27 protein-coding genes and 1 tRNA gene are annotated in these 24,039 nt (G+C 54.3%); 5 read left to right on the top strand and 23 right to left on the bottom strand.

Annotation, left to right across the window (positions count from 1 at the left end; all coding sequences use genetic code 11):
• Positions 1-23: 23 nt before the first annotated feature.
• The 8 genes from proB to ACR0I1_RS02450 form a co-directional block, all read right to left on the bottom strand.
• A complete protein-coding gene (gene proB, locus ACR0I1_RS02485) occupies positions 24-1,130 on the bottom strand; it encodes a glutamate 5-kinase (RefSeq protein WP_170393083.1) in 1,107 nt (368 codons plus the stop codon).
• Positions 1,118-2,152: a GTPase ObgE gene (gene obgE / locus ACR0I1_RS02480; protein WP_480569695.1), complete on the bottom strand. Its 1,035-nt coding sequence runs from the start codon at positions 2,150-2,152 to the stop codon at positions 1,118-1,120. Before obgE ends, proB begins: the two co-directional genes overlap by 13 nt.
• 37 nt (positions 2,153-2,189) lie before the next feature.
• Positions 2,190-2,726, bottom strand: coding sequence for a GNAT family N-acetyltransferase (locus tag ACR0I1_RS02475; protein WP_170393085.1), 537 nt, complete (start codon positions 2,724-2,726; stop codon positions 2,190-2,192).
• The gene (locus ACR0I1_RS02470) at positions 2,723-3,331 is read right to left on the bottom strand and encodes a LysE family translocator (protein WP_170509934.1); all 609 of its coding nucleotides are present in this window, start codon (positions 3,329-3,331) and stop codon (positions 2,723-2,725) included. Before ACR0I1_RS02470 ends, ACR0I1_RS02475 begins: the two co-directional genes overlap by 4 nt.
• A 95-nt stretch (positions 3,332-3,426) precedes the next feature.
• A complete protein-coding gene (gene rpmA, locus ACR0I1_RS02465; RefSeq protein WP_010440093.1) occupies positions 3,427-3,696 on the bottom strand; it encodes a 50S ribosomal protein L27 in 270 nt (89 codons plus the stop codon).
• A gap of 11 nt (positions 3,697-3,707) precedes the next feature.
• On the bottom strand, positions 3,708-4,325 hold the full coding sequence (locus ACR0I1_RS02460) for a 50S ribosomal protein L21 (protein WP_170405742.1): 618 nt from the start codon (positions 4,323-4,325) through the stop codon (positions 3,708-3,710).
• A 233-nt stretch (positions 4,326-4,558) separates the two neighbouring features.
• Positions 4,559-5,365: a DUF2059 domain-containing protein gene (locus tag ACR0I1_RS02455; protein ID WP_480704821.1), complete on the bottom strand. Its 807-nt coding sequence runs from the start codon at positions 5,363-5,365 to the stop codon at positions 4,559-4,561.
• Positions 5,365-6,207 (bottom strand): DUF2059 domain-containing protein, encoded by an 843-nt coding sequence (locus tag ACR0I1_RS02450; RefSeq protein WP_480704819.1) that lies wholly within the window; start codon positions 6,205-6,207, stop codon positions 5,365-5,367. Before ACR0I1_RS02450 ends, ACR0I1_RS02455 begins: the two co-directional genes overlap by 1 nt.
• 123 nt (positions 6,208-6,330) lie before the next feature.
• Here ACR0I1_RS02450 and ACR0I1_RS02445 point away from each other — a divergent pair.
• Positions 6,331-6,420, top strand: a tRNA-Ser gene (locus tag ACR0I1_RS02445).
• A gap of 289 nt (positions 6,421-6,709) precedes the next feature.
• Here ACR0I1_RS02445 and ACR0I1_RS02440 read toward each other — a convergent pair.
• Together ACR0I1_RS02440 and ACR0I1_RS02435 are read right to left on the bottom strand one after the other, a co-directional pair.
• Positions 6,710-6,928: a GDCCVxC domain-containing (seleno)protein gene (locus tag ACR0I1_RS02440; protein ID WP_480704817.1), complete on the bottom strand. Its 219-nt coding sequence runs from the start codon at positions 6,926-6,928 to the stop codon at positions 6,710-6,712.
• Positions 6,929-6,932: 4 nt separating this feature from the next.
• Positions 6,933-7,256 (bottom strand): hypothetical protein, encoded by a 324-nt coding sequence (locus ACR0I1_RS02435; RefSeq protein ID WP_480704815.1) that lies wholly within the window; start codon positions 7,254-7,256, stop codon positions 6,933-6,935.
• 99 nt (positions 7,257-7,355) lie between these two features.
• Between ACR0I1_RS02435 and ACR0I1_RS02430 the strand changes: the two genes are divergently transcribed.
• The 3 genes from ACR0I1_RS02430 (at position 7,356) to ACR0I1_RS02420 (ending at position 9,905) form a co-directional block, all read left to right on the top strand.
• On the top strand, positions 7,356-7,754 hold the full coding sequence (locus ACR0I1_RS02430; protein WP_170392759.1) for a MerR family transcriptional regulator: 399 nt from the start codon (positions 7,356-7,358) through the stop codon (positions 7,752-7,754).
• Positions 7,755-7,857: 103 nt separating this feature from the next.
• Positions 7,858-9,261 carry a sensor histidine kinase gene (locus ACR0I1_RS02425; RefSeq protein WP_480704813.1) on the top strand — a complete coding sequence of 468 codons (1,404 nt, stop codon included), beginning with the start codon at positions 7,858-7,860 and terminating at the stop codon, positions 9,259-9,261.
• Positions 9,258-9,905 (top strand): response regulator, encoded by a 648-nt coding sequence (locus ACR0I1_RS02420; protein WP_480704811.1) that lies wholly within the window; start codon positions 9,258-9,260, stop codon positions 9,903-9,905. Before ACR0I1_RS02425 ends, ACR0I1_RS02420 begins: the two co-directional genes overlap by 4 nt.
• Before the next feature lie 76 nt (positions 9,906-9,981).
• On the opposite strand, the gene ACR0I1_RS02415 is transcribed toward ACR0I1_RS02420, so the two are convergent.
• The 4 genes from ACR0I1_RS02415 to ACR0I1_RS02400 form a co-directional block, all read right to left on the bottom strand.
• Positions 9,982-10,863: a hypothetical protein gene (locus ACR0I1_RS02415; protein ID WP_480704809.1), complete on the bottom strand. Its 882-nt coding sequence runs from the start codon at positions 10,861-10,863 to the stop codon at positions 9,982-9,984.
• A gap of 147 nt (positions 10,864-11,010) precedes the next feature.
• Positions 11,011-11,892 (bottom strand): cation diffusion facilitator family transporter, encoded by an 882-nt coding sequence (locus ACR0I1_RS02410; RefSeq protein WP_480704807.1) that lies wholly within the window; start codon positions 11,890-11,892, stop codon positions 11,011-11,013.
• Between the two features lie 158 nt (positions 11,893-12,050).
• Entirely contained in the window at positions 12,051-12,959 is a 909-nt protein-coding gene (locus ACR0I1_RS02405) for a c-type cytochrome (protein WP_480704805.1), read from the bottom strand.
• Between the two features lie 13 nt (positions 12,960-12,972).
• On the bottom strand, positions 12,973-13,440 hold the full coding sequence (locus ACR0I1_RS02400; RefSeq protein WP_170392763.1) for a cytochrome c: 468 nt from the start codon (positions 13,438-13,440) through the stop codon (positions 12,973-12,975).
• Between the two features lie 86 nt (positions 13,441-13,526).
• On the opposite strand from ACR0I1_RS02400, the gene ACR0I1_RS02395 reads away from it, so the two are divergent.
• Positions 13,527-14,372: a LysR family transcriptional regulator gene (locus ACR0I1_RS02395; protein ID WP_480704802.1), complete on the top strand. Its 846-nt coding sequence runs from the start codon at positions 13,527-13,529 to the stop codon at positions 14,370-14,372.
• A 437-nt stretch (positions 14,373-14,809) separates the two neighbouring features.
• On the opposite strand, the gene cueR is transcribed toward ACR0I1_RS02395, so the two are convergent.
• The 9 genes from cueR to ACR0I1_RS02350 all read right to left on the bottom strand — a co-directional run bounded on the left by cueR (position 14,810) and on the right by ACR0I1_RS02350 (position 23,663).
• Positions 14,810-15,196 carry a Cu(I)-responsive transcriptional regulator gene (gene cueR / locus ACR0I1_RS02390; RefSeq protein WP_170392471.1) on the bottom strand — a complete coding sequence of 129 codons (387 nt, stop codon included), beginning with the start codon at positions 15,194-15,196 and terminating at the stop codon, positions 14,810-14,812.
• Between the two features lie 15 nt (positions 15,197-15,211).
• Positions 15,212-17,722, bottom strand: a complete 2,511-nt coding sequence (locus ACR0I1_RS02385; protein ID WP_480704800.1) for a heavy metal translocating P-type ATPase — start codon at positions 17,720-17,722, stop codon at positions 15,212-15,214.
• 325 nt (positions 17,723-18,047) lie between these two features.
• Positions 18,048-18,776: a DsbA family protein gene (locus tag ACR0I1_RS02380; protein WP_480704798.1), complete on the bottom strand. Its 729-nt coding sequence runs from the start codon at positions 18,774-18,776 to the stop codon at positions 18,048-18,050.
• A 1-nt stretch (position 18,777) separates the two neighbouring features.
• Entirely contained in the window at positions 18,778-19,251 is a 474-nt protein-coding gene (locus tag ACR0I1_RS02375; RefSeq protein ID WP_480704796.1) for a c-type cytochrome, read from the bottom strand.
• Complete coding sequence (locus ACR0I1_RS02370; protein ID WP_480704794.1) at positions 19,251-20,513, bottom strand: multicopper oxidase family protein; 1,263 nt, start codon at positions 20,511-20,513, stop codon at positions 19,251-19,253. Before ACR0I1_RS02370 ends, ACR0I1_RS02375 begins: the two co-directional genes overlap by 1 nt.
• Before the next feature lie 147 nt (positions 20,514-20,660).
• Complete coding sequence (locus tag ACR0I1_RS02365) at positions 20,661-21,560, bottom strand: c-type cytochrome (RefSeq protein WP_480704792.1); 900 nt, start codon at positions 21,558-21,560, stop codon at positions 20,661-20,663.
• A gap of 9 nt (positions 21,561-21,569) precedes the next feature.
• Positions 21,570-22,157: a c-type cytochrome gene (locus ACR0I1_RS02360; RefSeq protein WP_480704790.1), complete on the bottom strand. Its 588-nt coding sequence runs from the start codon at positions 22,155-22,157 to the stop codon at positions 21,570-21,572.
• Between the two features lie 396 nt (positions 22,158-22,553).
• Positions 22,554-23,003 carry a c-type cytochrome gene (locus ACR0I1_RS02355; RefSeq protein WP_170635707.1) on the bottom strand — a complete coding sequence of 150 codons (450 nt, stop codon included), beginning with the start codon at positions 23,001-23,003 and terminating at the stop codon, positions 22,554-22,556.
• Between the two features lie 69 nt (positions 23,004-23,072).
• Entirely contained in the window at positions 23,073-23,663 is a 591-nt protein-coding gene (locus ACR0I1_RS02350; protein ID WP_170635706.1) for a L,D-transpeptidase, read from the bottom strand.
• Positions 23,664-24,039: the final 376 nt, after the last annotated feature.

Here is a 24,039-nt window from a genome sequence, read left to right as displayed (position 1 = left end):
TCTCAGTTTATCAAATCACGCCCTTACAGCGCCAGATCGTCCCGGTGGATCAGGGCCGCGCGGCCTGGATAGCCTAGCGTCGCCTCGATTTCAGACGATTTACGTCCTTTGATCGCATCCGCCTCTTGCGCGGTATAGCGACTTAGCCCCTGTGCCAGCCTCCGCGCCTGCGCATCCAGAACAGCGACGGGATCGCCGCGACCAAAATCACCCGTGACCTCGACAATGCCAGCGGGCAACAGGCTTTTGCCATTGGAAAGCGCCCTTGCCGCGCCGTCATCGATCACGATCTCTCCGCGCGGTTTCATCGCCGAAATCCAGCGTTTCCGGGCTGCATGCGGATCGAGCGTGGCCGTGAACCAAGTGCAGCTCGCTCCATTTTCAAGCGTTTTCAGCGGGTTCAGGGGTGATCCTTCAGTTATCGCCATATCGCAGCCAGCTGCGGTTGCCATCTTGGCAGCCAACAGCTTGGTCTTCATGCCGCCCTTTGACAGCCCCGATCCCGCGTCACCTGCCATGGCCTCGATCTCGGGCGTGATCTGTTTGATCACGTCATATCGGGTGGCTGTCGTGTCCTCGTTGGGATTGCCCGAATAGAACCCGTCGACATCTGAAAGCAGGATCAACTGATCCGCGCCGATGGTCACGGCGATTTGCGCTGCCAGCCGGTCATTGTCGCCATACCGGATCTCATCCGTGGCGACTGTATCGTTTTCGTTGACAATCGGAACAACACCCAGGCTCAGCAGCGTTTCCAGCGTTGCACGGGAATTCAGATAACGCCGCCGATCCGCGCTGTCTTCCAACGTGACCAGCACCTGAGCGGTTTTGATCTCATGCGGCGTCAACGCTTCTTCATACGCACGGGCAAGCCGGATTTGTCCAACCGCCGCAGCGGCCTGTGACTGTTCCAGCGGCAGATTCTGCATCGGCAGGCCAAGTACACCTCGACCCAACGCGATTGACCCGGACGAGACCAGAACAACATCTGTCCCCTGCCCTTTCAGCCAAGCCACGTCCTGCGCCAGCGATTTCAGCCAATCCGACCTGAGCAATCCCGTATCCCGGTCGACCAACAAGGCCGATCCGATCTTGACCACCAGGCGGCGGGCATGGGTCAGGGTTGCCAAGGCGTGGCCTCCTCGGCGGGTTTCTGGCGCAGGCGGTTTTCATCGATCTGAGCCCGCAAGGACCGCAGCACCTCGGTCACGCCCAAATGCGCAACGCCTGACATGGTCATGACCGGGCCGCGAACGGCTTCTTCCAGTTCGGCCTTGATCAGTTCGCGTTCCTCATCGTCCAGAGCGTCGATCTTGTTCAAAACGGTGATACGTGGCTTATCCGCCAGCTCTCCGCCATAAGCCTCAAGCTCGGTGATGATTGTGCGATAGTCTTCGACCACAGTTTCCGAGGTGCCGTCGATCAGATGCAAAAGCACAGCGCAGCGTTCCACGTGGCCCAGAAACCGGTCACCGATTCCACGCCCTTCATGCGCGCCTTCGATCAGTCCGGGGATGTCGGCAACGACGAACTCTACATTATCGACACCGACAACGCCCAGATTGGGGTGCAGCGTAGTAAAGGGATAGTCGGCGATTTTGGGCCGTGCATTGGATGTGGCAGCCAAGAAAGTTGATTTCCCGGCGTTGGGCATGCCCAAAAGACCCACATCCGCAATTAGCTTCAGCCGCAGCCAGATGGTGCGGTCGATCCCCGCCTGCCCCGGATTGGCGCGGCGCGGGGCCTGATTGGTCGCGGATTTGAAATGCAGGTTGCCAAAGCCGCCGTTGCCGCCTTTTGCCAGCAAAAACCTCTGACCAACCTCGGTCAGGTCACAAATCACGGTCTCTTCGTCTTCGTCCAGAATCTCGGTTCCGACGGGAACGCGCAGGATGATGTCGTCACCATCCTTACCCGTACGCTGCTGACCGCGACCGGGTTGGCCGTTCTTGGCGAAAAAATGCTGTTGATAGCGAAAGTCGATCAGGGTGTTCAGCCCGTCCACAACCTCGGCCCAAACAGACCCACCCTTACCGCCGTCCCCACCATCGGGTCCGCCGTATTCGATGTACTTTTCACGTCTAAAGCTGACGCAGCCGCCACCTCCGGCCCCGGACCGGATGTAGACCTTTGCAAGATCGAGAAATTTCATAGCTGTCCCCTACTGCAAAGGCCCCATCGGCCACAAGTCAGAGTTTCTTTGTATAGGTCCAGGTGGGCACATTCGCATCGCGCGCCACCGAATAGGTTTCCGCATCGCCAAGATACTGGAACCCGCAATGGGTCAGAACCCGGGCCGAGGCCGGGTTGTCCTGGAACACGCTGGCGAACATGGTCGCGTTTTCCAGCGGATTGGCGTTGACCAGCGTTTCAACGGCCAGCGATGCAATGCCGGTGTTCCAATACACCGGGGCGACCCAATAGCCGACCTCGGACTGGTTGCGATCCAGCCGGGTCAATGAAATCAGTCCGATCAGCTCCGGGCCACCATCCTTTGTGGCATCCATTGCCCAGACATCCTCGTCCCGGTCTTCGGCCATCGCGCGCATCACAAACGCCTCAATCGAGCCGGGCGGCAATGGATGCGGGATCGATGTCGTCATGCGCGCCACACGCTCATCGCCTGCATAGTGCTCAATGAGACCCAAATCCGACCGACGCAGAGGGCGAAGGTCGAACCGCTCGGTTTCAATGACCGGCTGATTTATTATTGCCTCAATTTTCATGAGTGCGTTCCTCCTCCGAACAACACAAAAAGTACGGACGCAACTGTCAAACTGGCTAACGTCCACATCAGATATTTTTCCGCAGGCCGACCTTCAACCGCATGGGCGATCCGATCTCCTGCAAATGTCCAGATCGGGTGCAATACGATCTGGCAGATTAACAAACAGAGAGCGATCGTAAGGGTTGCCTCAAAACTGGGTGTTCCTGTTGCCACAAACCCGGTGAAGCCTGCGATAATCATTGCCCAAGCCTTAGGGTTAAGAGGATGCACTATTAACCCCGCCAGAAAACCGGGCACTTGCTTATCCGATTGACCTCGGGAAAGCCGCAGATTGGCAATTTTCCACGCGAGCCAGCAAATATATGCAGCAGAAGCATATTTGAGTGTCTCGAACACCAACGGCGCCTGATCGGCCACTTGCATCAGGCCAAAACCAACCGGCCAGATGATCAGCTGTTTACCCAGAATGACCCCGCCCACAAAGGGCAGTGCCGACCGAAAGCCAAAACGCGCACCTGTTCCCAGCAGGACCATATTGGCCGGTCCCGGCGTGCCAACCTGCGAAGCGGCAAAAATCAGGAAACTGGTGGTTGCGACTGTCATCGGTTCTGGTGATCACGACTGCGTTAAAACGAAAAAGGGACCGGCACTTTGTGCCGGTCCCCCATGAATTTTTCTTAAACCTTCTGGGTTTCGGCTTACTCTGCGGCCTCCGCCACTGGCAGGACCGAAATAAAGGTGCGGTTTTTAAGTCCCTTATGGAACTTCACGGCGCCATCGACAGTTGCAAAGATGGTATGGTCTTTGCCCATGCCTACGCCTTCGCCCGGCCAGAACTTGGTGCCGCGCTGACGCACGATGATGTTGCCTGCGATGGCGGCCTGGCCACCATACAGTTTCACGCCAAGGCGACGACCAGCTGAGTCGCGACCGTTACGGGAGGAACCGCCAGCTTTCTTATGTGCCATTCTCTCTCTCCTTAGCCCTGAGCCAGCTCTTTGGCTTGCTCAACCCATTCGGGTTTCACTTTGATAGTGTCGATAGCAGCAATCTGCTCGTCCGACAAGGCGGCCAGAGCGGCAAAGCTTTCGATACCGGCTTCAACCAGCTTTTTGGCAGCGGCAGGGCCGACACCGTTAAGGGCTGTCAGATCGTCAGCGGCAGCAGCTGCGGCGGGTGCCTCTGCTTTGGCTTCAGCTTTCTTGGCAGGCTTTTTCGCTACCGGAGCAGCTTCGCCAGCCGGTGCCGAACCGGTTGCAGCTTTGATGCCCGACTTGTCAGCGCCCGACGACAGGATGTCGGTGATTTTGACCAGAGTCAGTTTCTGACGGTGACCAACAGTACGCTTCGAGCTGTGCTTACGACGGCGCTTGACGAACTTGATGACCTTGTCACCTTTGATCTGTTCGATCACTTCGGCCTGTACACCTGCGCCTTCAACGAAAGGTGCACCAACAACCGGTGCGTCGCCGCCCAGCATCAGAACATCGTTGAATTGAACTTTTTCACCTGCGTCGGCAGCCAGCTTTTCAACACGGAGCACATCGCCCGCATGAACCTTGTACTGCTTGCCGCCAGTCTTGAGGACCGCAAACATGCGTCTTTCCTTTGTCTAACCGCGTTCTGTGGTCCCCGATTGGGTGTTACTGGCTTTCGCCACCTCGAACAGCGCGCCCTTTTCGGGCTGTGTGAATGACCTTTGGCACATGCCATCAGGTCAAAGAATAACGATACCCGGCGCGGAAAGCCGGCCGGGATGCGCGCTTATCGAAGCATTCATGAAGAAAGTCAACCAAAAATCCGCAGCTTTGAGATCCGAAAATCTGCGGCTCAGAGATCCGACGCTTTCATGGCTTGCGCAACGGATTGCCCAAGCTGGTAAGAGATGCCGTTTAGCATCTCATCAAAACCCATGAACAAGGCGGAATTCAAGGCCCGACCCGCATCGGTGCGGGAAAAGGCGATGTTCTCTCGCATCTGAGACTCGTTCAACGGCTGATAGGCCAATAAAAGGAACGAGTACATCCATTCAGTTGTCTCTGCCCTGGTGTTCTCATGCTGAGATAGCAGTTCCTGCAACACGGATGCATCGTCGAACAGGGCACTTTGCCCGGAGGCAAGTCCTTGGTAAAAACTATAATCGGCGCTGATGGTGCCTTGCACATTTTTCTCGATCAGGTCGTTGACCTGCACATATTCATCTACAAGACGAAAAAACATGCCCTCGCGATCAGCCTGTTCGTAAGCGCTGCGTGCCATCTCTTCGATCGCGTCATCTGCAATGGCCCGGCGCGCCGAGTTTTCCAGAGAAACGATGCTTTGCCCCAGTTCGCTTTCAAAAAAGATCGAAGCTTGTTCTAGCTGCACATCGGACATCATCTCGCCAACCGACAGCGAAAGTTGTTGGTGCATCGTGCTCGGATCGTACAAATCCTCAACTTGCGCCAAAAAATAGGCTCCTCCTGAGCTGCCCAGCATCGACTCGTTGATTGCATGCCCTTGCGCCACACCTTCTTCACTAAGAATTTTCATAAAATCCAAAATATGCATCGCATGCATCAGTCTTTCAGCACGCTCGCTTGCGGCCATAGGCAGCGCCCAGATCGTCAAACAGAGTGCCGTAGCTAAAACTCGCATCAGATATCCTGCGCCGGGCGCAATTCGGTCATGCGGGCGGCCAATACTTCGAACCGCATCGCCATGATTTCATATTGGATCGCATTCAACAGCTCATAGACCTCCTGCATCAGAGGCTGTTCCAGAGCGTCAACATAGGCGTCGACATCCTCATCCGAGAAATCCTGGTAGGTGTAAGCCGCCCCTGCCAAAGCTGACAGTTGGAGAGATCGACGCAACTCACCTTCATTGCGTTGGATCATCGTACGCAGTTCATCTCCGCTCAGTTGCATGTCGATAATGCCAGACGCACTTGCGGCCAGTAAAAACCGCACCTGAATCTCTTGCAGCGCGCGCAGCGAGGTTCCGCTGGCGTCCACCGCACGGTTCATGCGCTTCAGGCTTTCAACACGAGATGAGCCTTCTTTTATCAACTTCGAGACGATTTCTTGCCCGGCCAGTTGTTTGGCATCATCATCGTCATCCATATGAGCGGCGTTTTCAGCAACGACCAGTCTTTGCCCCAACTCCGAGGCGTAAAACGAGACCGCGTGGACCAGCGCCTCTTCGCTAAGCGTCTGTTCAAGGATCGAGACGGCCGTTTCGTGCATCAAAGCGGTATCAAACACCTCTTCGGTCAGACGCGCCCAATCCGATCCGAAGCCGTCAGGGTCGATACCCAGCATCTGCGGGGCCGAAGCAGAGGCCTGCGCTATGCTTTCCAAGGCAACATCAAACCCTGTCGTGGTCAGAAACGCCTCAATCTGATCCTGACTGGCGGCCTGAGATGGCGAGGCCATGACACCAAGTGAGAAAATTGGAAGGATGAGGCTGATTGCGAACTGGCGTATAAAGTAAGTCATACATATCAGCCTAGGTGTTTTCTTACCTCTGGCAATGGAAAATCCCACTATCGTCAAAATCCGGAACTTTCTGCTTGCACCCCTGCCCGTTCACCACTAAATCCCCCCCTCACAGACCCCCGCGGAGAGGTGCCGGAGTGGTCGAACGGGGCGGTCTCGAAAACCGTTGTGGGTGCAAGCCCACCCAGGGTTCGAATCCCTGTCTCTCCGCCACTATTTTGCTACCAGCAACATTCCTGAATACAGTCTCGATGCCCTACTCACGACCGAGTGCACTTGTCGTTGAGCATCGGATGGGTCCGTTTTCAAATAGATTGAAGTAGTTTTTCATTTGCCTTGCCCCAAAAAAGCTACTGTGCCCGGCGCCCTCTTTCCAATTTGTTATTTTCGGCCGAGCAGTCGTTCAAGAACCATTGCCCAACGGCTGGATCGGGCCAAAAGTATTAGATCTTTTACTCCTTCGGTATTGTCCGCAGTCAATCAATCCGACCCGTAGTAAGACCTATCCACAACAGCTATCCCCCAACTGAATTGGCGGACACGGTACAGTTGCGTAGGAACAAAAGACACAGCAATCGCCTTCTAACGGTTTCAAGACTGCCTTGCATGATTTGCATTCATAAAACCACTGGCACGAGTCAGTTGGCATTCTTTCGGTTTCAATGTGCCCACACTTTGGGCAGGTCAAAGTGCTATTGAGCACCACAGTTTGATTTGTCATTGTCTCACATCTGCATGATTAGATAGTCGTTGATTTGAGCCTCATTGAACACGATGACCCATGCCAACGCGGTAGTCGCCGTGCTTCCGACAAGCCACCATTTCAGATTTGCCAACGCCCCGTTTAGATGCGCTAAGAACCACGAAACCGCGGCCAGCGCTGTTGAGACGGCGAGAACACAGTAGCTTGCCGCCGCTATTTTTCCGAATACTGCCAACCAACTGCCGCCCAAGCCTAACAACATCATGGCCATTGGAAGAACACAGCATGTTGCGACGCCCAGAGCTGAAACCGATCCCAAGTAGCTGAGGTTCAGGTATTTCTTCATCTTTTGCTCCCGAGATGCTCGATTTGATTGTGTTGAAGCACCGGTATTCAGAGCGTATAACTCCTGTAGTAACTACAGGATCAAGTGGAGGCACTTCACATGATTGCGATAGGTGAGGCTTCCCGGCAATCCGGGGTTGGCATAGAAACCATCCGCTACTACGAACGCGAAGGTATCGTACCAAGACCTGTGCGAGCTCTGAACAATCGTCGCCTCTTTTCAGCAAGCGATGTGGGAAGACTTCGATTTTTGAAGAGGTGCCGCGACCTGGGATTTCCTCTCCCAGACGCAAAGGCGCTTTTAGAGCTGTCAGAAGGAAGTGCCGAAGACTGCTGGTCAGTGAAAGAATTGGCCGAGGCGCATATTGCCAGCGTTCGAAGCAAGATTGATGAGCTCAGACGTCTGGAGCGTGCCTTGAGTGAGCTTACCGCCAATTGTGATAGTGGTAACGTTCACTGCCCGATGCTGCAAAGTCTGCGAACGATGGATGATATCTGACTCTGGCCACCGGGCGGAAACTCAGGGTCTGAGATTTAGCCAGATCACCTCAGACCAAGGTCTGTGGTGCGGTAACAGATTGTAGTTCATAGTCGATTTCACGATGAGAGCGAAAGTAACTGACCTGACGATTGGCAATTGGTCGTTGTCGCGAGTCTTTCTTGCGGCAAGTATCTTCGTGATGGGTACTGCTACCGCAATCGTTGGGGTCTGGGTGTCTAATCGAATTCAGAACGCAGTCGTGCAAAACTCCGCCAACTCCGCAGCGCTGTATATGGAAAGCGTAGTTTCCCCGCTCAGCCAGGAATTGGCACATGGCGACCGCCTTTCTGAGCAGGCGAGCCTGGCGCTGGATGAGATATTCATGACCCAGCCAATGCGTGACCGTATCGTTTCCTACAAATTCTGGAAGCAAGGCGGTGTGATTGCGCATGCCTCGGATACAGACATCATAGGAAACCGTTTCAATCCAACGGATGATTTAAGGCGAGCGTGGAACGGTGATATCTCCGGCTCTTTCGAAGAACTTGATCATGCCGAGAGCGCCGCCGAGGCGGCATTGGGGATACCACTGCTGGAAGTTTACAGCCCAATTCGCGAACTCTGGTCCGGCGAAATCATCGCAGTTGCGGAGTTCTACGAAAGAGCTGACCAGCTTGAGTTAGACTTAGCTAAGGCCAGGCGAACAAGTTGGTTGGTCGTCGGCTCCGCATTTCTGGCAAGTACTATTGTTCTGTATTCCATCGTCGCAATTGGCGACAAAACAATTCTACGACAGGGGTCTCTTCTTAAACAGCGGTTGAAAGAAAGTGAGAAGATGGCTGAGCAGAATGCGCTGCTGCGGTCGCGTGTGGTCGAGGCGTCAGAAAGATATACCACGCAAACAGATCGGTTCCTCAAGAATCTTGGAGCTGAGCTACATGATGGCCCTGCGCAATACCTGTCGCTCGCCGCCCTTAGACTGGAGGCGGCGTTTTCCAAAGAGTCGGAAAGGCCTAAAGAGGCAGTGGAAATTCAGCAGTCTTTGCAAAAATCGCTGGCTGAAATTCGTGCAATTTCGCGAGGGCTGTCCGCGCCAGATATCGATAGCCTGTCACTCGTCGATGTTGTCAAGAGAGCCGTAGAGGATCACGCCGAACACAGCCCGTTGCGACCGGATATTTCATTCCTGGGTAGCCAGGCTCCGGAGTTGTCATTGTCCGACAAACTGTGCGTTTTTCGGTTCCTCCAGGAAACGCTTTCCAATGCGGCGAGATATGCTCCAGCTTCCAAGTGCACTGTTATCGCTGAGGCGCAGAACGACCGCATAGTTGTAAAGATCACAGACGACGGACCAGGATTTGACAGGTCAGAAGAAACCGCGTTGCGAGACGATGGTGGCCAGGGGCTTATGGGCTTGCGAGATCGGGTCGAGAGTATTGGTGGCAGGTTCGACGTCGCATCGAGGCCGGGCGAAGGCACCACCATAGCTATGACACTATTTCCCAGAAAGTTAGGCACATCATGACCACATCTGTCGTAATAGCCGATGATCACCCGATATTCAGGGATGGTTTGCAACGCACGTTGGATGAAGCTGATGGCTTCGAAGTTTTAGCCGCTGGGTCCAGTGCTGAAGAGGCAGTATCGCTGGTCGGCGCGCATCAGCCGGACATAGCTATTCTTGACCTCTCGATGCCCGGTGGCGGGATAAGCGCGACACGTAAAATCGCGGCAATGGCAAATCCACCCGTCATTGCAATCTTGACGGTCTCAGAGAACAGCGGCGATGTCGCGGACGCCTTGGAGGCGGGTGCGATTGGGTACATTGTGAAGGGAGTAACCGCGAGCGAACTAACCGCTTCTTTACGCAGCATCGCCGCAGGTGAAGGGTTCGTTTCTCCTGGCTTGGCCTCGCGGGTACTTCTTCAAATCAACGCTGACACCGGCATGTCTGTTAACAGCAGCATTCTAGATGACCTTACACATCGTGAGGAAGAAATACTGAGACGTGTGGCCAAAGGACTGAGTAATCGTGAAATCGCTGACGAGTTAGACCTCCAGGAAAAGACCGTGAAGCACTACATGACCGCAGTTCTGTCCAAGCTTCATGCGCGAAATCGGGTAGAGGCCGCGCTCATTGCACATGATGTTTGGAACAAGGGAGAATAGCTGCGGTCTCTTTGACGACGGTGGCGGCCCCTCACCAAAAAGAAGCCGCCAACGGATTATCGACTGGAATTGCAGCTCAGTTAGCAACCGACTGTAACCTCCGGCGATCAGAGGCCGTTGCGTTTCTTTCAACAACAGTCCGGTTGTAAGGGTCTTTCAACTCGTAACGCCCAAACTCGATCTCCTCTTTCCAACCATTGGCATAATTTACTTCGATATTGTTGCCTTGGCGTTCGATTTTCGTGGGTCGACTTCCAGCAGTGCCGCCTTGCCCAGATGAGCGTACATTGTCGATTGAGATACCATTCGCCAAGGACCGAAGCCTTGAAACGTCAGCGCCTGTCGCGGGGCGTTCCTCAACAGTCCGGTTCTGAGCATTCTTTCTCTCATACCGCCCGTTTTCGATCTCTTCCTTGGTTCCGTCGGCGTAACGCACCTCAATGCCCTTGGCGTTCGTTTCGACCTTTGTTATCCCAGCCGAACCCGACGATTTACCCCCTGAATTAGACTTATCCTTCTTTCCGCTGCCCTTATTGGAGCGTTTGGAGTCATCATCGTCATTATCGTCATCATCATCGTCGTCGCGAGCACTTTTTCCTGATCCCGAATTGTCGTCCCGGTCATCATCTCTGTCGTCGTCTCGATCATCGTCTCTATCGTCATCACGATCATCATCTCGGTCGCCACCACGGCCGCTATTACCCGACCCCGAATTATCATCCCGATCGTCGTCGCGATCATCATCCCTGTCATCGTCACGATCATCATCCCTGTCATCGTCACGATCATCCCCGTCTTTCCCTTTGCCGCTTTTGGCAAAGGCATATGACGGTTCAAAAAGTAGGCGACCATCCTTATCAAAGGTTGGCACATAAGGCGTCGCGGCTATCGACGAAGCCAACGCCGCGGTACTTAGAAGTTGACCCAGCTTTCTTTGAATTTTCATTTTCGCCTCCAATTTTGATCGACACGCTTCGTGACATTGGAGACAGGCTACTACCGGTCCGACTTTCCCACATCGGGCTTAGGTCTGACGAATTTCAAGCCGAACGTCTTAATCAGATCAGTCAAACCAATAGATTTTTTGCAGAACCAAATGAGCAGTTCAGTGGGGATTAACCCCGTCGCCTTTCAACTCGTCATCAGGTTCGAGGTGAATGACAAAGACGGAACCCGGGTACAGACACTCTAGTTCTTCCTCTATGTCGTTACATATATCGTGCGCTGCGCTGACTGGCATTGTGCCGTCCACAACAAGGTGAAACTCTACAAAGATAACATTCGCGGATCTGCGCCCTTTGAGGTCATGATACTCTAAGGCTGCGCCGAGGTTTGCTTCGATTGCATTAGAAACAGTCTGCAAGTCATGTTCCGACAGGCTCACATCCATCAGGCCATCGACGGATGCCCGAATAACTTTCCAACCCTCCCACAAGATGTTCAGCGCAACAAGAATTGCCAGGATCGGGTCAAGGATCAACCAGCCGGTGACAAGCGCTAGTATCAGTCCTACGACGACACCAACAGAAGTCATAACATCCGTAAAAATGTGGCGGGAGCTCGCTTCCAAGGCGGGCGATCCCTCGCGCCTACCTGTCCTAAGCAAGAGGTAGGCCCATGCACCGTTCACACCCGTTGCAACGATATTGACGGCAATTCCAAGCAGCGGCGAATCCTCAAGATGCGGGTTCGGGAGCACCAGTACAGCTTCTCTGATGATCAAGAACGCCGCCAACACAATCAGCGCGCCCTCAACCACGGCTGAAAGATACTCCGCTTTTTTATGACCAAAGGGGTGGTTTTGGTCAGGGGGCTTATTGGCAACCCGAACTGCGAAATACGCCAACAAAGCCGCGACAACATTCACGGTTGATTCCATTGCGTCTGACAACAAAGCCACCGAACCTGTCAGCCACCAAGCCAACAGTTTCAGGGCCAGTACCGCAATGGATATCGGGATAGACCAAAGAGCGATTTTTTGTGTCATTTGGCCGCGACCCTCAGTCAATTATGAACAGAAACTCGGGTGATTGGTGAGCTCCGGTGTTCAAAACGTAAAACAGGTGTTTGGCGAAAAGGGAATAGGTCTTACGGCATCCTATCGGCGACATCATCTGGTCGCCGCTGCGTGGCGCCAAACGACTGTTATTCGGATGAAAGCCCGGTCGACGAAACAGGAACAGCCTTGAGATAGGCGGCAATCGCCAAACGGTCCTCATCCGTCAGCCGTGAGGTGTTCTCGATGACTTCCACCATCTCACCACCCGCACTGTCATAGTCTGGTGTAAAGCCAGATTTTAGGTATTCGGCAATGTCTGCCTCTGACCAATCAAGCTGGTCTGAGGTTAAGCCGGGGATACGACCTTTCCCATTTGGATTTGGTGCACCCGTCAGCCAAAGGTCTCGTTTCAGGCCCCCTAAACCATTTCGCGGGGTATGGCATTCAGCGCAATGACCCAGCGCCTCGACCAAATACCTGCCATGTTTTTGTTGGTCGGTCAGATCACCTTCAACCACCCAGCCTGATGACATGAACAAGAGCTTCCATCCCCCCAATCCGCGCCGAACGCTGAAAGGAAAACCTACGTCATGCGCAACACTTTCCGTTGCGGCCGCTGGCAGCGTGCCGAGGAATGCGTGTAGCGAAACCACGTCTTCGGCCGACATGTTGGCGTAAGAGGTATAGGGAAACGCTGGGAAATAGTGCTGCCCTTCGGGTCCGGTTCCATGGATCAAGGCACTGGCCAGATCCAGGGCAGACCAGGATCCGATACCAGTTTCCGGGTCACTGGAAATGTTGGGGGCAATGAACGTACCGAATTCCGTCTCAAACCGGCGACCACCAGCGAGCACGAGCTTGTCTTCACCGACCGCATCCGGCGCTGAATGACAGGATGCGCATCCCCCCGCGTGGAACACGATTTCACCTCTGGCAAGATCTGGGTTCAAACCGTCGAGTCGTGATTGCTCCATTCGTTGAGGTCGGGTCAGCACCAAACCGGCCAACCCGACCAACACAATGACGATTGCGACAAAGAAAAGAAAGCGCCGCACCGTCAGTGCCCAATCAGTTCTTTGGAGCTCTGTATGCTTTGTGACATGCCGAACAGCTTCCGCCCAGATCGCCCATCGCTGCTTTTAGGGCATCAACATCTTGACCTGCCGCAGCCTGCATCGCAACAGCGGCGTCTGCCATGGCCTGCCCTTTTGCACCCACGTCAGGGAAGTTCTCCCAGATCGCAGGCAGTGCACGGGTGGTCGGATCGGACACATTGTCAGATCCCTGGGGCCACATCGCGGATTGATCGATTTGTGTCAGTACAACAAGATTATTCGCGGCCCGAGTTGCGGCCTCGGCATTATAATCGACCTCTCCCTTAGCCATTCCGCCAAGTGTACCAAGATTGAAGGCATAGAGTTGCATGATTGAGGTACGAGCTTTCACAGCCGGGTTTTCACTTTCTTGGGCGATGGCTGTGCCAATGGCGGCCAATGATAAAAGACCCGCCGCGAATACTGAGAACTTCTTCTTCATGATGTGTCTCCCTGTTTAATGCTCCGAATGTTAGCTTGAACAATTTTTCTTGTAATTGTTTGTTATTGGTCGTCACTTGTTAATTTATGAACAACGAAAACTGGGATGATATTCGGTTCGCGCTCGCCGTAAGCAAATACGGCTCACTCAATGCAGCGGCAGCGGCACTGGGCGTCACGCATGCGACCGTGTTGCGAAGGGTGGCCGCATTCGAAGAGCGCAATAGCTGTGTGATTTTCCAGAAAAGCCCTTCGGGATACTCCGCCCTGCCCGAGGCCAGAGCAGTTCTGTCGGCTATGGAAAGCGTCGAAGATGCGGTGCTATCGGTCGAACGCGCGATTGTCGGTGCAAATCAGTCCCCTACGGGCCATGTGCGAATTACATCTACAGACAGTCTTTGCCAGATTGTTCTACCTTCAATACTAAATGAGATCGCACGGCTTTACCCCGGCCTGAAGCTGACTTTGCTAAGCGGGAATAGTCACCATGATTTGTCCCGGTTAAGCGCAGACATCGCCGTGCGCCCATCGATAAAGCTCGGGGAGGGTCTGATCGGACAGCGTGCCGGAACACTGTCTTTCGGAGTCTTTGACGACGGCTCCCCCAATCGCAAATGGTTGAGGCTAGATGGCGCGTTAAGCCGTTCACTTCCTGCCAAATGGTTAAAAGCGAATGTCAGTGCTGACCAAATGATCAGCGGGGCAGACAGTTTTTTGGTGCTTCAGCAGATGGCAGCCGCAGGAGTCGGCAAAACGTTTTTGCCTACTTTTTTTGGCGACGCGGATTCCAGACTTCGAAAGTCTCACGACATCACTCCAGAAATTCAGGTTCCGCTCTGGGTTGCGGCACTGGACGAAATTGCGAACACACCAAGATTTGCAATCGTTCAACGAGTGTTGGTTGAACGCTTAGCCACTGTTCTTACTGGATGACGCTGTTTTTTTGAAATTAAATGCGAGCATTAGGATGGAACTTCAAGCCGATACACGACGCAGACATTTCAAACCAAAGTCTTACTAACAAGCTGTTAGGACAATGACCTCTTGATGCAGTTTGCCGGTCACTACGATAACCGAATTTGCTATCGTCTAGTTTGCGCTGTGCGGACTTGAGGTAAGGAGTGCTTTCCGCCCTAAGGGACCTAAATGCGCCTTCGATAACTGCCGGCAAAGGTTACTCGACTTTAATCACTATGACGCTTTCCTATGACACCCCCCCCACCCGCTTTTTGTGCCGAAGCCGTCCCTAGTGCTGACCCGAAGCCAACAAAACTACATTTGATAGTGCGGCACGCATTTGAGAAGAGCGGATTGCCACGTCTGAAGAAAAAGATTGCAAAACTTGGAGGCAGATCAAACAACAAGGTCAACTACGCTTGGCCCAAGTTTTTTAGAATTGGACAGTCTGGGCGGTGGTCGCCAGCGCATTCTTCGATCAGATGAGACAGTGTTTCATGCATCGCCTTCAGATCGGAAATCTTATCGTCGATCTCTTTCAGATTCTGTTTTGCAATTTCTTTCACGTCCGCGCTGGCACGTTCTTTGTCCTCGTACAACGCCAGTAGTGAACGACAATCCTCAATGGTAAAGCCCAATGAGCGGGCCCGCCCGATGAAGGCCAGCTTGTGCAGTTCCTTTTCGTCGAAATGGCGATACCCATTGAGGCTCCGCTTGGGTTTGATGAACCCGATATCCTCGTAATAGCGGATGGTTTTGGCAGGCAGACCCGAACGTTCTGCTACATCTCCGATATTCACAGCGGTTCTCCTATACTATCCAGCATGCACTGAACGCAGCGTTTGCTCGGTGTTCTGCGAGATCTGTTCTCGCCCAACTTTGATCGGCTTTACCCAGCGCAACCGCAGCGCATTGGTTAGGACAAATACGCTGGACAGCGCCATGGCACCTGCGGCCAAAACCGGCGACAGCAGCGGGCCGCCAAACGGATAAAGCACCCCTGCCGCAACCGGTATGAGCAGTGTGTTGTAGCCGAACGCCCAGAACAGGTTTTGGCGGATGTTACGCATGGTGCGCTGACTAATATCGAAGGCATTGACCACGCCCGTCAGGTCGCCTGACATCAGAACGACGTCAGCCGCTTCGATGGCAATGTCAGTGCCTGTCCCGATCGCAATTCCTACGTCAGCTGCCGCCAAAGCAGGCGCATCATTGATGCCATCACCCACAAAGGCCAGTTTTCCGCCATTTGAACGCAAATCCTGTAACGCGGATACTTTACCCTCGGGCAGAACTTCAGCCACGACATGATCGATGCCAAGCTGCGCCGCAATGGATTTGGCAGTAGCGGCATTGTCACCGGTGATCATCGCTACTTTCAGGCCCAGCCCGTGCAGAGCTTCGATTGCGTCCGGCGTGGTGGTTTTGATTGGGTCCGCCACAGCGATTACGGCCGCGAGAGCCCCGTCTACGGCAGCATAAAGTGGAGTCTTTCCGTTGATTGCGAGTTCAGCGCCCCGATCAGACAACGCGCCCATTTCTACCCCTTCGCGACTCATCAAGCGGTCGGCCCCGATCAGGATTTTATGGCCTTCGACTGAGGCGCTTACCCCGTAACCGGTGATCGACGTGAAGTCTTCTGGCTTGGAAAGCTCCAGACCACGGGTTTCTGCCGCGCGCACGATGGCTGTGGCGATTGGATGTTCTGAAGTGACCTCAACGGCAGCAACAAGGTGCAGAACCTCGTCTTCGGTCATTCCTTCGGCCACAATCAGGTCGGTCAGCTCCGGACGCCCTTCGGTCAGGGTGCCCGTCTTGTCCACCGCAACAACGGTGGTTTCCTGCAGCATTTGCAAGGCATCGCCCTTTCGGAACAGGACGCCCATCTCGGCAGCGCGGCCAGTGCCGACCATGATGGAAGTAGGTGTGGCCAACCCCATGGCGCAGGGGCAAGCAATGATCAGTACCGCAACCCCGGCCACCAACGCCAGGCTAAGCGCGGGATCGGGTCCGAACAACATCCATACCAGCACTGTCACAACGGCCACTGCGATCACTACCGGCACAAACCACAGCGTGATGCGGTCGACCAGGCCTTGAATCGGAAGCTTGGCACCCTGTGCTTGTTCGACCATCTGAATGATCTGGGCCAACATAGTGTCTGCGCCGATTTTTTCAGCACGGTACGTCAATGCACCCGCGCCATTTACGGTCCCCCCGACCACAGTTGCGCCCTCGGTTTTTTCGACGGGAACCGGCTCTCCGGTGATCATGCTTTCATCGACATATGACGTGCCGGTCATTACGGCACCATCCACCGCGATTTTCTCGCCCGGTCGAACGTGCACAATATCACCTACAACAATCTGCTCAATCGGTAGCTCGACAACCGATCCGTCGCGCTCAATTCGCGCTGTTTTTGCCTGCAGACCGACCAGTTTTCGGATCGCTTCACCAGTTCGACCCTTGGCGCGCGCCTCGAGGAATCGCCCAAGCAATATAAGAACCACGATCACCGCTGCGGCCTCGTAGTAGACATTTGCGGTTCCGACCGGAAGAACACCCGGCGCAAAGGTCGAGATAAGCGAGAACCCATAGGCCGCCGAAGTGCCCAGAGCCACCAGAGAATTCATGTCCGGCGCGCCTCTGACCAAGGAAGGGAATCCCTTGGTGTAGAACTGCAAGCCTGGCCCAAAAAGAACGATCGTGGTCAGAAGGAATTGCAGGTAATAGCTGTTCTGGATGCCGATGGTGCTCGCTATCAGGTGGTGCATGCCCGGAATAACATGCGAGCCCATTTCGAGAATGAATACCGGCAAAGCGAGCAAAGCGGCGAAGCTTGTTCGCCGCGCCAGATGGCTGATCTCTGCCGCTTTGCGGTCTTGTGGTTCGGTCTGCGTTGCGGATCGCAGGCTCGCCGGATAGCCGGCAGATGCCGCAAGCGCCGCGATTGCTTCGGGTGTTGTGACTCCCTCAGCAAAACGCACAGTTGCACTTTCAGTGGCCAGATTGACCGACGCGGACAAGACGCCGCCATCGGCTTCCAGGGCTCGTTCAACGCGCCCTACACAGGATGCGCAGGACATGTTCTGAATATCCAGCGTGACCTCTGCGGTCCGCGCCGGATATCCGGCGCGGTTTAACGCATCAGCAATGGCCGCTTTATCGGCTGGATCGCGGAAATCGACCTGAACGCTTTCACTGGCGAGATTAACCGAAGCGGCATCTACCCCTGGCACATCTTTCAATGCGCGCTCGACGCGCCCAACGCAGGAAGCACAGCTCATACCCTGAACCTGGAACCGCGCATGTGAATTTTCAGTCATATTGCCACCACGTATGTTCTGCTGACGGGCAACATAAGGGTTCCAGCAAGTGGAAGGTCAAGGGATGAGGCTGACTTTCTTTCTCATCATTCATGACGACGCTAAGTATCCCGGATATGAGCTGCGGGCACCGCAAGTCAGCTATAGACAAAGCCATTGACACAGTAAGTTCCTCCGCACAGTTGGACTTTGACATGAAAAACCGCAGGGTACGTGTCTTAAGCACCAATCAACTTGATCATATCCTTGCAGCTCAGAGTCCGAGGGATACGAAGCCACTTTCGCAACAGAAGTTTAGGAGCGCAAATGCTGTCGTCCCTTAGTTCTATCTTGCGTCTCTGACTGCCTCGATTAGCCGGGTCATTTCATCTTCGGCGATCAGACCCGGGGCAAGCGCATCTCCAATCACAAACGAAGGGGTGCCACTGAAGCCAAGCTGCCGGGCCAATTCCATGGACACCTGAATATGCGCGTCGACTTCCGGCGCCTCCATGTCTGCGCGCAATTGATCCTCGTCCAGGCCAAGTTCCCGAACAACTTTCAGGACACTGGCCTCAGTGGCACGACCGTTCAGAGCCATAAGCGCCCAATGAAATTCTTCATATTTTCCCTGATTACGTGAGGCAAGCGCGGCGCGTGCCGCGAAGTCGGAACCTTCTCCGAGTATGGGCCATTCTCGGTAAACAACTCGGACATCGGAATCGCCTGCGATTACGTTTTTCACGACCGGGGCCGCGCGTTTGCAATATGGGCAGTTATAGTCAAAAAACTCGACTACGGTTACATTACCTTCCGGGTTTCCGATGACAGGCGCATTCGGATTCTGTTCCAGCAATTCACGCTGATTTTCCAAGACGTTTCCAATGGCTTCGGCTTTTGCCTGATCTTCGCGCTGTTGAAGCAATTGAATCGCCTGCATGATGATTTCGGGGTTTTCCATTATGGCTTCCAGAGCCAGCCGTTTTACATCGGAGTCAGACAATTCGTCAGCACTCGCCATAGCAGCACCAATCGACATAGTGATGGCAATTAAGCCTGCAAAAAATCGTTTCACGTCAGTTTCCTTCCGTTTGTTCTGCCTCGGTGCGCTGCTCTTGCAGCTTGCGTTCCCGATCCGGCCAACTCTCCTTGATGAAGGCGAGGATGTCCCAGATTTCCTGATCCGACAGAGTGTACTCGAAACCTGGCATACCGCTTTTGACGTCAGTGACACCCATCTGCTTCAAAGTTTGGTACCCGCCAAGTTTTGTATAATCGAACAACAGCTTGTCGCCGTGATGCCAGGTGTGCCCTGTTCGGTCATGCGGGGGAGCTCGCAAGACGCCAACTGGATCAGGTGTCTGCCAATCTGGTTGACCCTCCAAATCTGCCCCGTGGCATGACGCGCAGTTTTCGGCATACAAAACTGCACCACGTGCCGAATCCGCTGATGCACTGTTTTGTGCACGCCCGCTCAGGCCCCAGCCAGCGACCGCGACAATGATCACCACAGCAGCTAGTGACACCCATTTCGCCGCGCTCTTGTTCATCACGCCACGCTCAGCCAGGTCTTCATTCCAGCGGCCTGATGCGACAGCATATGGCAATGAAACAGCCAGTCCCCCGGGTTATCCGCAACGAACGCAATCTCCCGCGTTTCCATCCGGTCAACCAGTATCGTGTCTCGCAACGGTCCCAGGCTCCCGTTCGACAGAACTTCCTGAAAGTGCGTCCCGTGCAAGTGCATGGCGTGCGCAAAGACAGTGTCGTTCTGCATCTGAATAAGGACTATGTCGCCACGCGAAACAGAAGCGAGCGGGTCTTCGGGTAACCCTGCGACTCCGTTGAATGTCCAGATCTGTCCTTCCTGAACCAACTCATTAGCGCTCATGACTTGGCCGTTGTAAGTACCTTGACGCAGTCCGCCCATCGCCCCGCCTTCCATCACCAATGGAACCTTTAAGGCGTCAGAAACATCTTCAAGAAAAGAAACAGGGTTGGGTGGCAGAGCTTCAATCTCACCGCGACTGGCAGATGTACCGCTTCCCGAAACCGGGATCTCAGCGATAACAAATGATTCATCGCGTTCGTGAAGAGTTATTTGAACGGCTTCGTTCGATTCCGCTGTGACGTCGACGATCAAATCTGCTCGCTGCGCAGGTCCGAAAACAAGTGTTTCGAAATCTTCTGGCTGCCTTACAGGCATGCCATCATAAGCGACCAGTTTCCCGTTTGCGCCACCTACTGACACATACATGATCCGATCAGTTGCCACGTTGACCATTCGAATTCGCAATCGCTGGTTCGTCAAAACTTCGGTCATTGGCGATATGCGCGCGTGAACGTAGTTTCCCATCCGACCTGCATGGGTCCAATCATGCATTGCACCAAAATCATCTACTATTTGAGCGTCCTTACCCAACCGCCAATCATCCAGAAGGATCGTGATGTCATGGTCCGTGTCCGGCGGGTCCGTTTCGTCGACGATGAACGCGCCGTAAAGGCCCCTGGCCACTTGTTCCGTTGACTGGTTGTGAGAGTGATACCAGAAGGTCCCCGCGCCCTTCAGAGGCAAGTCATACTGAAATTTGCCGCCGGTTGGTACAGCCTCCTGCGTAAGGCCCGGCACCCCGTCCATATTGTTCGGAACCCGCAATCCGTGCCAATGGATTGCTGTAGGCTGAGGTAGCGAGTTCAGGAGTGTCCGGCGAACCGTTTCGCCTTGCCGGGCACGAATTTCAGGGCCCGGAACACCGCCATCATATCCCCATATCTCGGTCTCCGGATAGTTGTCGGGGGCAACACGTGCCAATCCTGAACGCGCCTCTATTATTCGGGGGGCGGTAGCCGCCCTCCCGATAGTCGGCACTGCGATTAGTGCCGACGTGCCTGCAACGAATTGCCTGCGATTGAGCTTCATTAGGACTTCCTTCCAAAGAATACTTGATCTCTCACTGGATTATCCCCCCTCGTGTACATCCAGCAGATAGGTCGCCATTGCCTTCCGGTCATCGTCTGTCAGAAAACTGGTGCCATAGTTTACGACCTCTCCCATGGCGCCGCCGAAGACATCGCCATCAGGCATGACGCCGGTGCGCAACGCGTAGGCCAGATCATCGACTGTCCACCCACGCATTTGCAGGGTCTCAAAGTCGATGGCCGGTGCCTTGTCACCGCCCGGCAGAGAGTCACTTCCCTTGAAGTGTTCCGTGTCCGAGTTTCTTGCGCCAGCCAGGTTCCTCCCGGTGTGACAGGCGGCACAATGCGTGGCACCTTCAACGAGTAACCGGCCCCGGTTCCATACATCATCATTGCCCGGCACGGGATCGGTCCGCGGCGGTTCCAAAAATACCGCGCGCCACAGCTTCAGACCCCATCTCTGATTGAAGGGGAACGCCATTTCCTGCTCTTTTGATGGTTCCGCTATCGGTGCAACCGTTTGCCAGGCGGCCCAAAGATCGGCGATGTCCTGATCCGTGAAATTGGCATAGAACGGATAAGGAAAGGCCGGGTAATAGGATTCTCCGTCGGGCGACACACCCTGACGTACCGCGCGGGCAAATTCCTCGATGGTCCAATCACCGATCCCGTGATCGGGATCTGTGGTCAGGTTCGGCGAAAAGAGCGTGCCGAACGGGGTATCCAACTCCACCCCACCGGCCAAGGGCTCACCTCCTTTGGCAAAGTCTGTGTGGCAGGCGATACAGCCGCTTGCCCTTGCCAGATACGCCCCGCGGTTAACGTCACCTTGAATGTCGAGAGCTTGTAAGGGCTGGCCAATCGGCCAAGCCATCACAGCAACAAACCCTGCTGACGCCGTAACGGCGGCAGTAAGACCCAACCGTATTAACGGCTTCATGATGCATTCCTATTCCGACCGAAATCGCGTGTGACACGCCGAGCATGTCTGGCTCAGCATCATGAACACACCATCTGCCGGCATTTCAGACAGCTGTGCTAAGTTTGGACTGCCAGCCATCATCCCGCTGCCCATCATGGAACCACCTCCCATCATGGAGCGACCTCCCATCATGGATTTGCCGCCCATCATGCCGGAACCATGACCCGATCCGGACGCCATCAGCCCGTTGTCTGCCGAACGCGCAAGGCCTTCTGAGTAGATTTCCAACTGTCTGGCTATTTCTGTAAAGGAACCCCAATCCTGCCAGATTTGCGATTTGGCCTCCGAGGGTTTGCCATCAGATCCCTCTGGAAACAGCTTAGTCATGCTCTCACCGGCGTGGCTTCCGATTTTCTTGGCTTCGCTTCGTACCGTTTGCGCATTGTAGGGCGTTTTCCCCTGCATCATCGGTGTAAGGACCTTCATGCTGTCCTTCATCGCGGACATGCCGTCCATGCGTTCTTTGACGATGCCGGTTGCGCCATCATGCGCCAGGGCGGCCGCCGCAAATAGTGAAACCAGGGCCACGCCTGTAGTCATTTTTAGAAAGTTCATTTCTTTGTCCTTTTCGTCTGCTTCGACGCGCCCATCTTGAGCGCAATTCGACTCGTCAGATCAGGACACGCGGCGGTGGTGGGTCAAACGCGATAATACTAAGAACCCGGTATTGAGCTCGCGGGATCGAGTATCTTCGTTCCGTGCCTTGGGGACCAGGCGGTGTTGGACCCATCAAAAATAGTCCAACAGCGTTGCAGATCGCTCCGCCATGACAATGCCCGGGATGACCCTGCTTGACATGTTCGACGTCCGCAGAGTCGGTTTGGTCAATCACATGCTGTGAATCACCGCCATGTGCATGAGCAGAATCGGCCGTCACAAGTAGCCCGCCAATAGCCAGCGCAATTGACAGGATGGAGTAACGAATTGCTGTGCTCACTAGACTCGTCACCTTCAGAAAATCCCGTTTTCTTGCTGCAACTCTCTTATGTACGTCACGATGCCTTTCACATCCGCGCGGGTTAAACCATCGACCGGCGGCATGTTACCAAACTTCCAATGATGGGCTCGAACACCGTTCTGGACGGCCACGTAAAATGCCTCGTCCGAATGGTGGCTTGGTTCATAGATTTTATGCACTAATGGTGGTGCAAGGCCTTCCAGACCAGTTGCATTCGCGCCATGGCACGCCGAGCATTTTGCGTCGAATGCCACTTTGCCGACTGATGCAAAATCGCTTAGCTGGTCCGGTAGATTGACGTTTTGGATTGGGTCTCCTGACGCCAGCGTCGACGTATCAGGTGTCGTCATCGAATGGCCAGCTGGTTGCTGATTTAGATTGTAGACGATTGCGACGGCACCTGCGATCGCCACACCGCCTATCATGAGTGTAAGTTTATCCATTTTACTATTTCACGTCGTTGTCAGTTACCGAGCTTAAGCACCTGTCCAGAAAAGCCATCTTGACCATGGTCAGATCAATTTTACCTGCGTGCCCACGGTGGCCAGTTCGAACAAGTCCGCGATCTGCTCATTGTACAAGCCGATGCAGCCATTCGAGGATCTTCTTCCGATCTTGCGTGTGTCGTTGGTGCCGTGGATCCGGTAGTATTGCCAGCTCAAATAAAGTGCGTGTGTCCCCAGAGGATTCTCCGGACCCGGGCCCACATAGTCGGGCCAAGCGGGGTTGCGCTTTTTCATTTCTGGTGTCGGTCGCCAAGATGGCCCCTCAACCTTGCGAGTTACTGTGGTGTAGCCCAGCCTTGTAAGGTCTTCCGTCAGCGGCACGCTGGTTGGATACATCCGATAGACGCTCTCGTCTTCTGACCAATATTGCAGGACCTTGGACTGTGTATCGGACAGGATCACACCATTCTTAAGCGTATCAAAGTGATCCTGCCATTTAGCAACGCGGAATGAAGAAACATTGCGGCGCGTCCCCTCGGTTGTCATCGATTGGGCCCAAACGGCCGGTGCTGGAAAAAGAGTTGTCGCAGCAAACGCGGCAATCACTCCGCGTCGCGTAACAGCCTTTCTATCCCTGTTCGGTTTCATGCCTGCCATCCCAAACGTGTATTCTTGCTTTACGACTCATTTGGGCTGTATGCCCGGTTCCCGCGCTGGAAGGTCAACAAACAACAGGTTATGCGTAAGGGATATTTCATCTGGAATGCCGCCGCCGTGGGCACATGGGGCGGTTTCAAAGGTGGCTTCAGATCGTCAAGCCATTGTGAAGAAGAAACTATTTTTGTGTACTCACACCAAAACAACGTCAATACAGTTAGATAGCAAGCATGGAGCGTTTTCCCGAGCTTCTATCGCCTTTGTTCAGATTGCTGCCCGTTGTCGGTCCAATAACGGTAAAGAGCGCAACACCTGCGAGAGCTTTGACCTGTGTCATGGCATCGATTTCCCAATAACCTGTATGGTCGTTGGCACG

Source organism: Ruegeria sp. B11 (genome assembly GCF_056539785.1).
Note: the sequence above shows the minus strand (reverse complement) of the source record. Positions and strands in the feature narration are given on the sequence as shown.

Excerpts from the sequence above, each read along its gene's own strand:
- ACR0I1_RS02455 (WP_480704821.1), bottom strand. The coding sequence starts at position 5,365 with ATGCGAGTTTTAGCTACGGCACTCTGTTTGACGATCTGGGCGCTGCCT.
- rpmA (WP_010440093.1), bottom strand. The coding sequence starts at position 3,696 with ATGGCACATAAGAAAGCTGGCGGTTCCTCCCGTAACGGTCGCGACTCA.
- ACR0I1_RS02470 (WP_170509934.1), bottom strand. The coding sequence starts at position 3,331 with ATGACAGTCGCAACCACCAGTTTCCTGATTTTTGCCGCTTCGCAGGTT.
- ACR0I1_RS02365 (WP_480704792.1), bottom strand. The coding sequence starts at position 21,560 with ATGAAGCCGTTAATACGGTTGGGTCTTACTGCCGCCGTTACGGCGTCA.
- ACR0I1_RS02395 (WP_480704802.1), top strand. The coding sequence starts at position 13,527 with ATGAACAACGAAAACTGGGATGATATTCGGTTCGCGCTCGCCGTAAGC.
- ACR0I1_RS02440 (WP_480704817.1), bottom strand. The coding sequence starts at position 6,928 with ATGACAAATCAAACTGTGGTGCTCAATAGCACTTTGACCTGCCCAAAG.
- ACR0I1_RS02350 (WP_170635706.1), bottom strand. The coding sequence starts at position 23,663 with ATGGCAGGCATGAAACCGAACAGGGATAGAAAGGCTGTTACGCGACGC.
- ACR0I1_RS02435 (WP_480704815.1), bottom strand. The coding sequence starts at position 7,256 with ATGAAGAAATACCTGAACCTCAGCTACTTGGGATCGGTTTCAGCTCTG.
- ACR0I1_RS02385 (WP_480704800.1), bottom strand. The coding sequence starts at position 17,722 with ATGACTGAAAATTCACATGCGCGGTTCCAGGTTCAGGGTATGAGCTGT.
- ACR0I1_RS02360 (WP_480704790.1), bottom strand. The coding sequence starts at position 22,157 with ATGAACTTTCTAAAAATGACTACAGGCGTGGCCCTGGTTTCACTATTT.
- ACR0I1_RS02355 (WP_170635707.1), bottom strand. The coding sequence starts at position 23,003 with ATGGATAAACTTACACTCATGATAGGCGGTGTGGCGATCGCAGGTGCC.
- ACR0I1_RS02475 (WP_170393085.1), bottom strand. The coding sequence starts at position 2,726 with ATGAAAATTGAGGCAATAATAAATCAGCCGGTCATTGAAACCGAGCGG.
- obgE (WP_480569695.1), bottom strand. The coding sequence starts at position 2,152 with ATGAAATTTCTCGATCTTGCAAAGGTCTACATCCGGTCCGGGGCCGGA.
- ACR0I1_RS02460 (WP_170405742.1), bottom strand. The coding sequence starts at position 4,325 with ATGTTTGCGGTCCTCAAGACTGGCGGCAAGCAGTACAAGGTTCATGCG.
- ACR0I1_RS02410 (WP_480704807.1), bottom strand. The coding sequence starts at position 11,892 with ATGACACAAAAAATCGCTCTTTGGTCTATCCCGATATCCATTGCGGTA.
- ACR0I1_RS02420 (WP_480704811.1), top strand. The coding sequence starts at position 9,258 with ATGACCACATCTGTCGTAATAGCCGATGATCACCCGATATTCAGGGAT.
- ACR0I1_RS02400 (WP_170392763.1), bottom strand. The coding sequence starts at position 13,440 with ATGAAGAAGAAGTTCTCAGTATTCGCGGCGGGTCTTTTATCATTGGCC.
- ACR0I1_RS02430 (WP_170392759.1), top strand. The coding sequence starts at position 7,356 with ATGATTGCGATAGGTGAGGCTTCCCGGCAATCCGGGGTTGGCATAGAA.
- ACR0I1_RS02375 (WP_480704796.1), bottom strand. The coding sequence starts at position 19,251 with ATGAACAAGAGCGCGGCGAAATGGGTGTCACTAGCTGCTGTGGTGATC.
- ACR0I1_RS02450 (WP_480704819.1), bottom strand. The coding sequence starts at position 6,207 with ATGACTTACTTTATACGCCAGTTCGCAATCAGCCTCATCCTTCCAATT.
- ACR0I1_RS02425 (WP_480704813.1), top strand. The coding sequence starts at position 7,858 with ATGAGAGCGAAAGTAACTGACCTGACGATTGGCAATTGGTCGTTGTCG.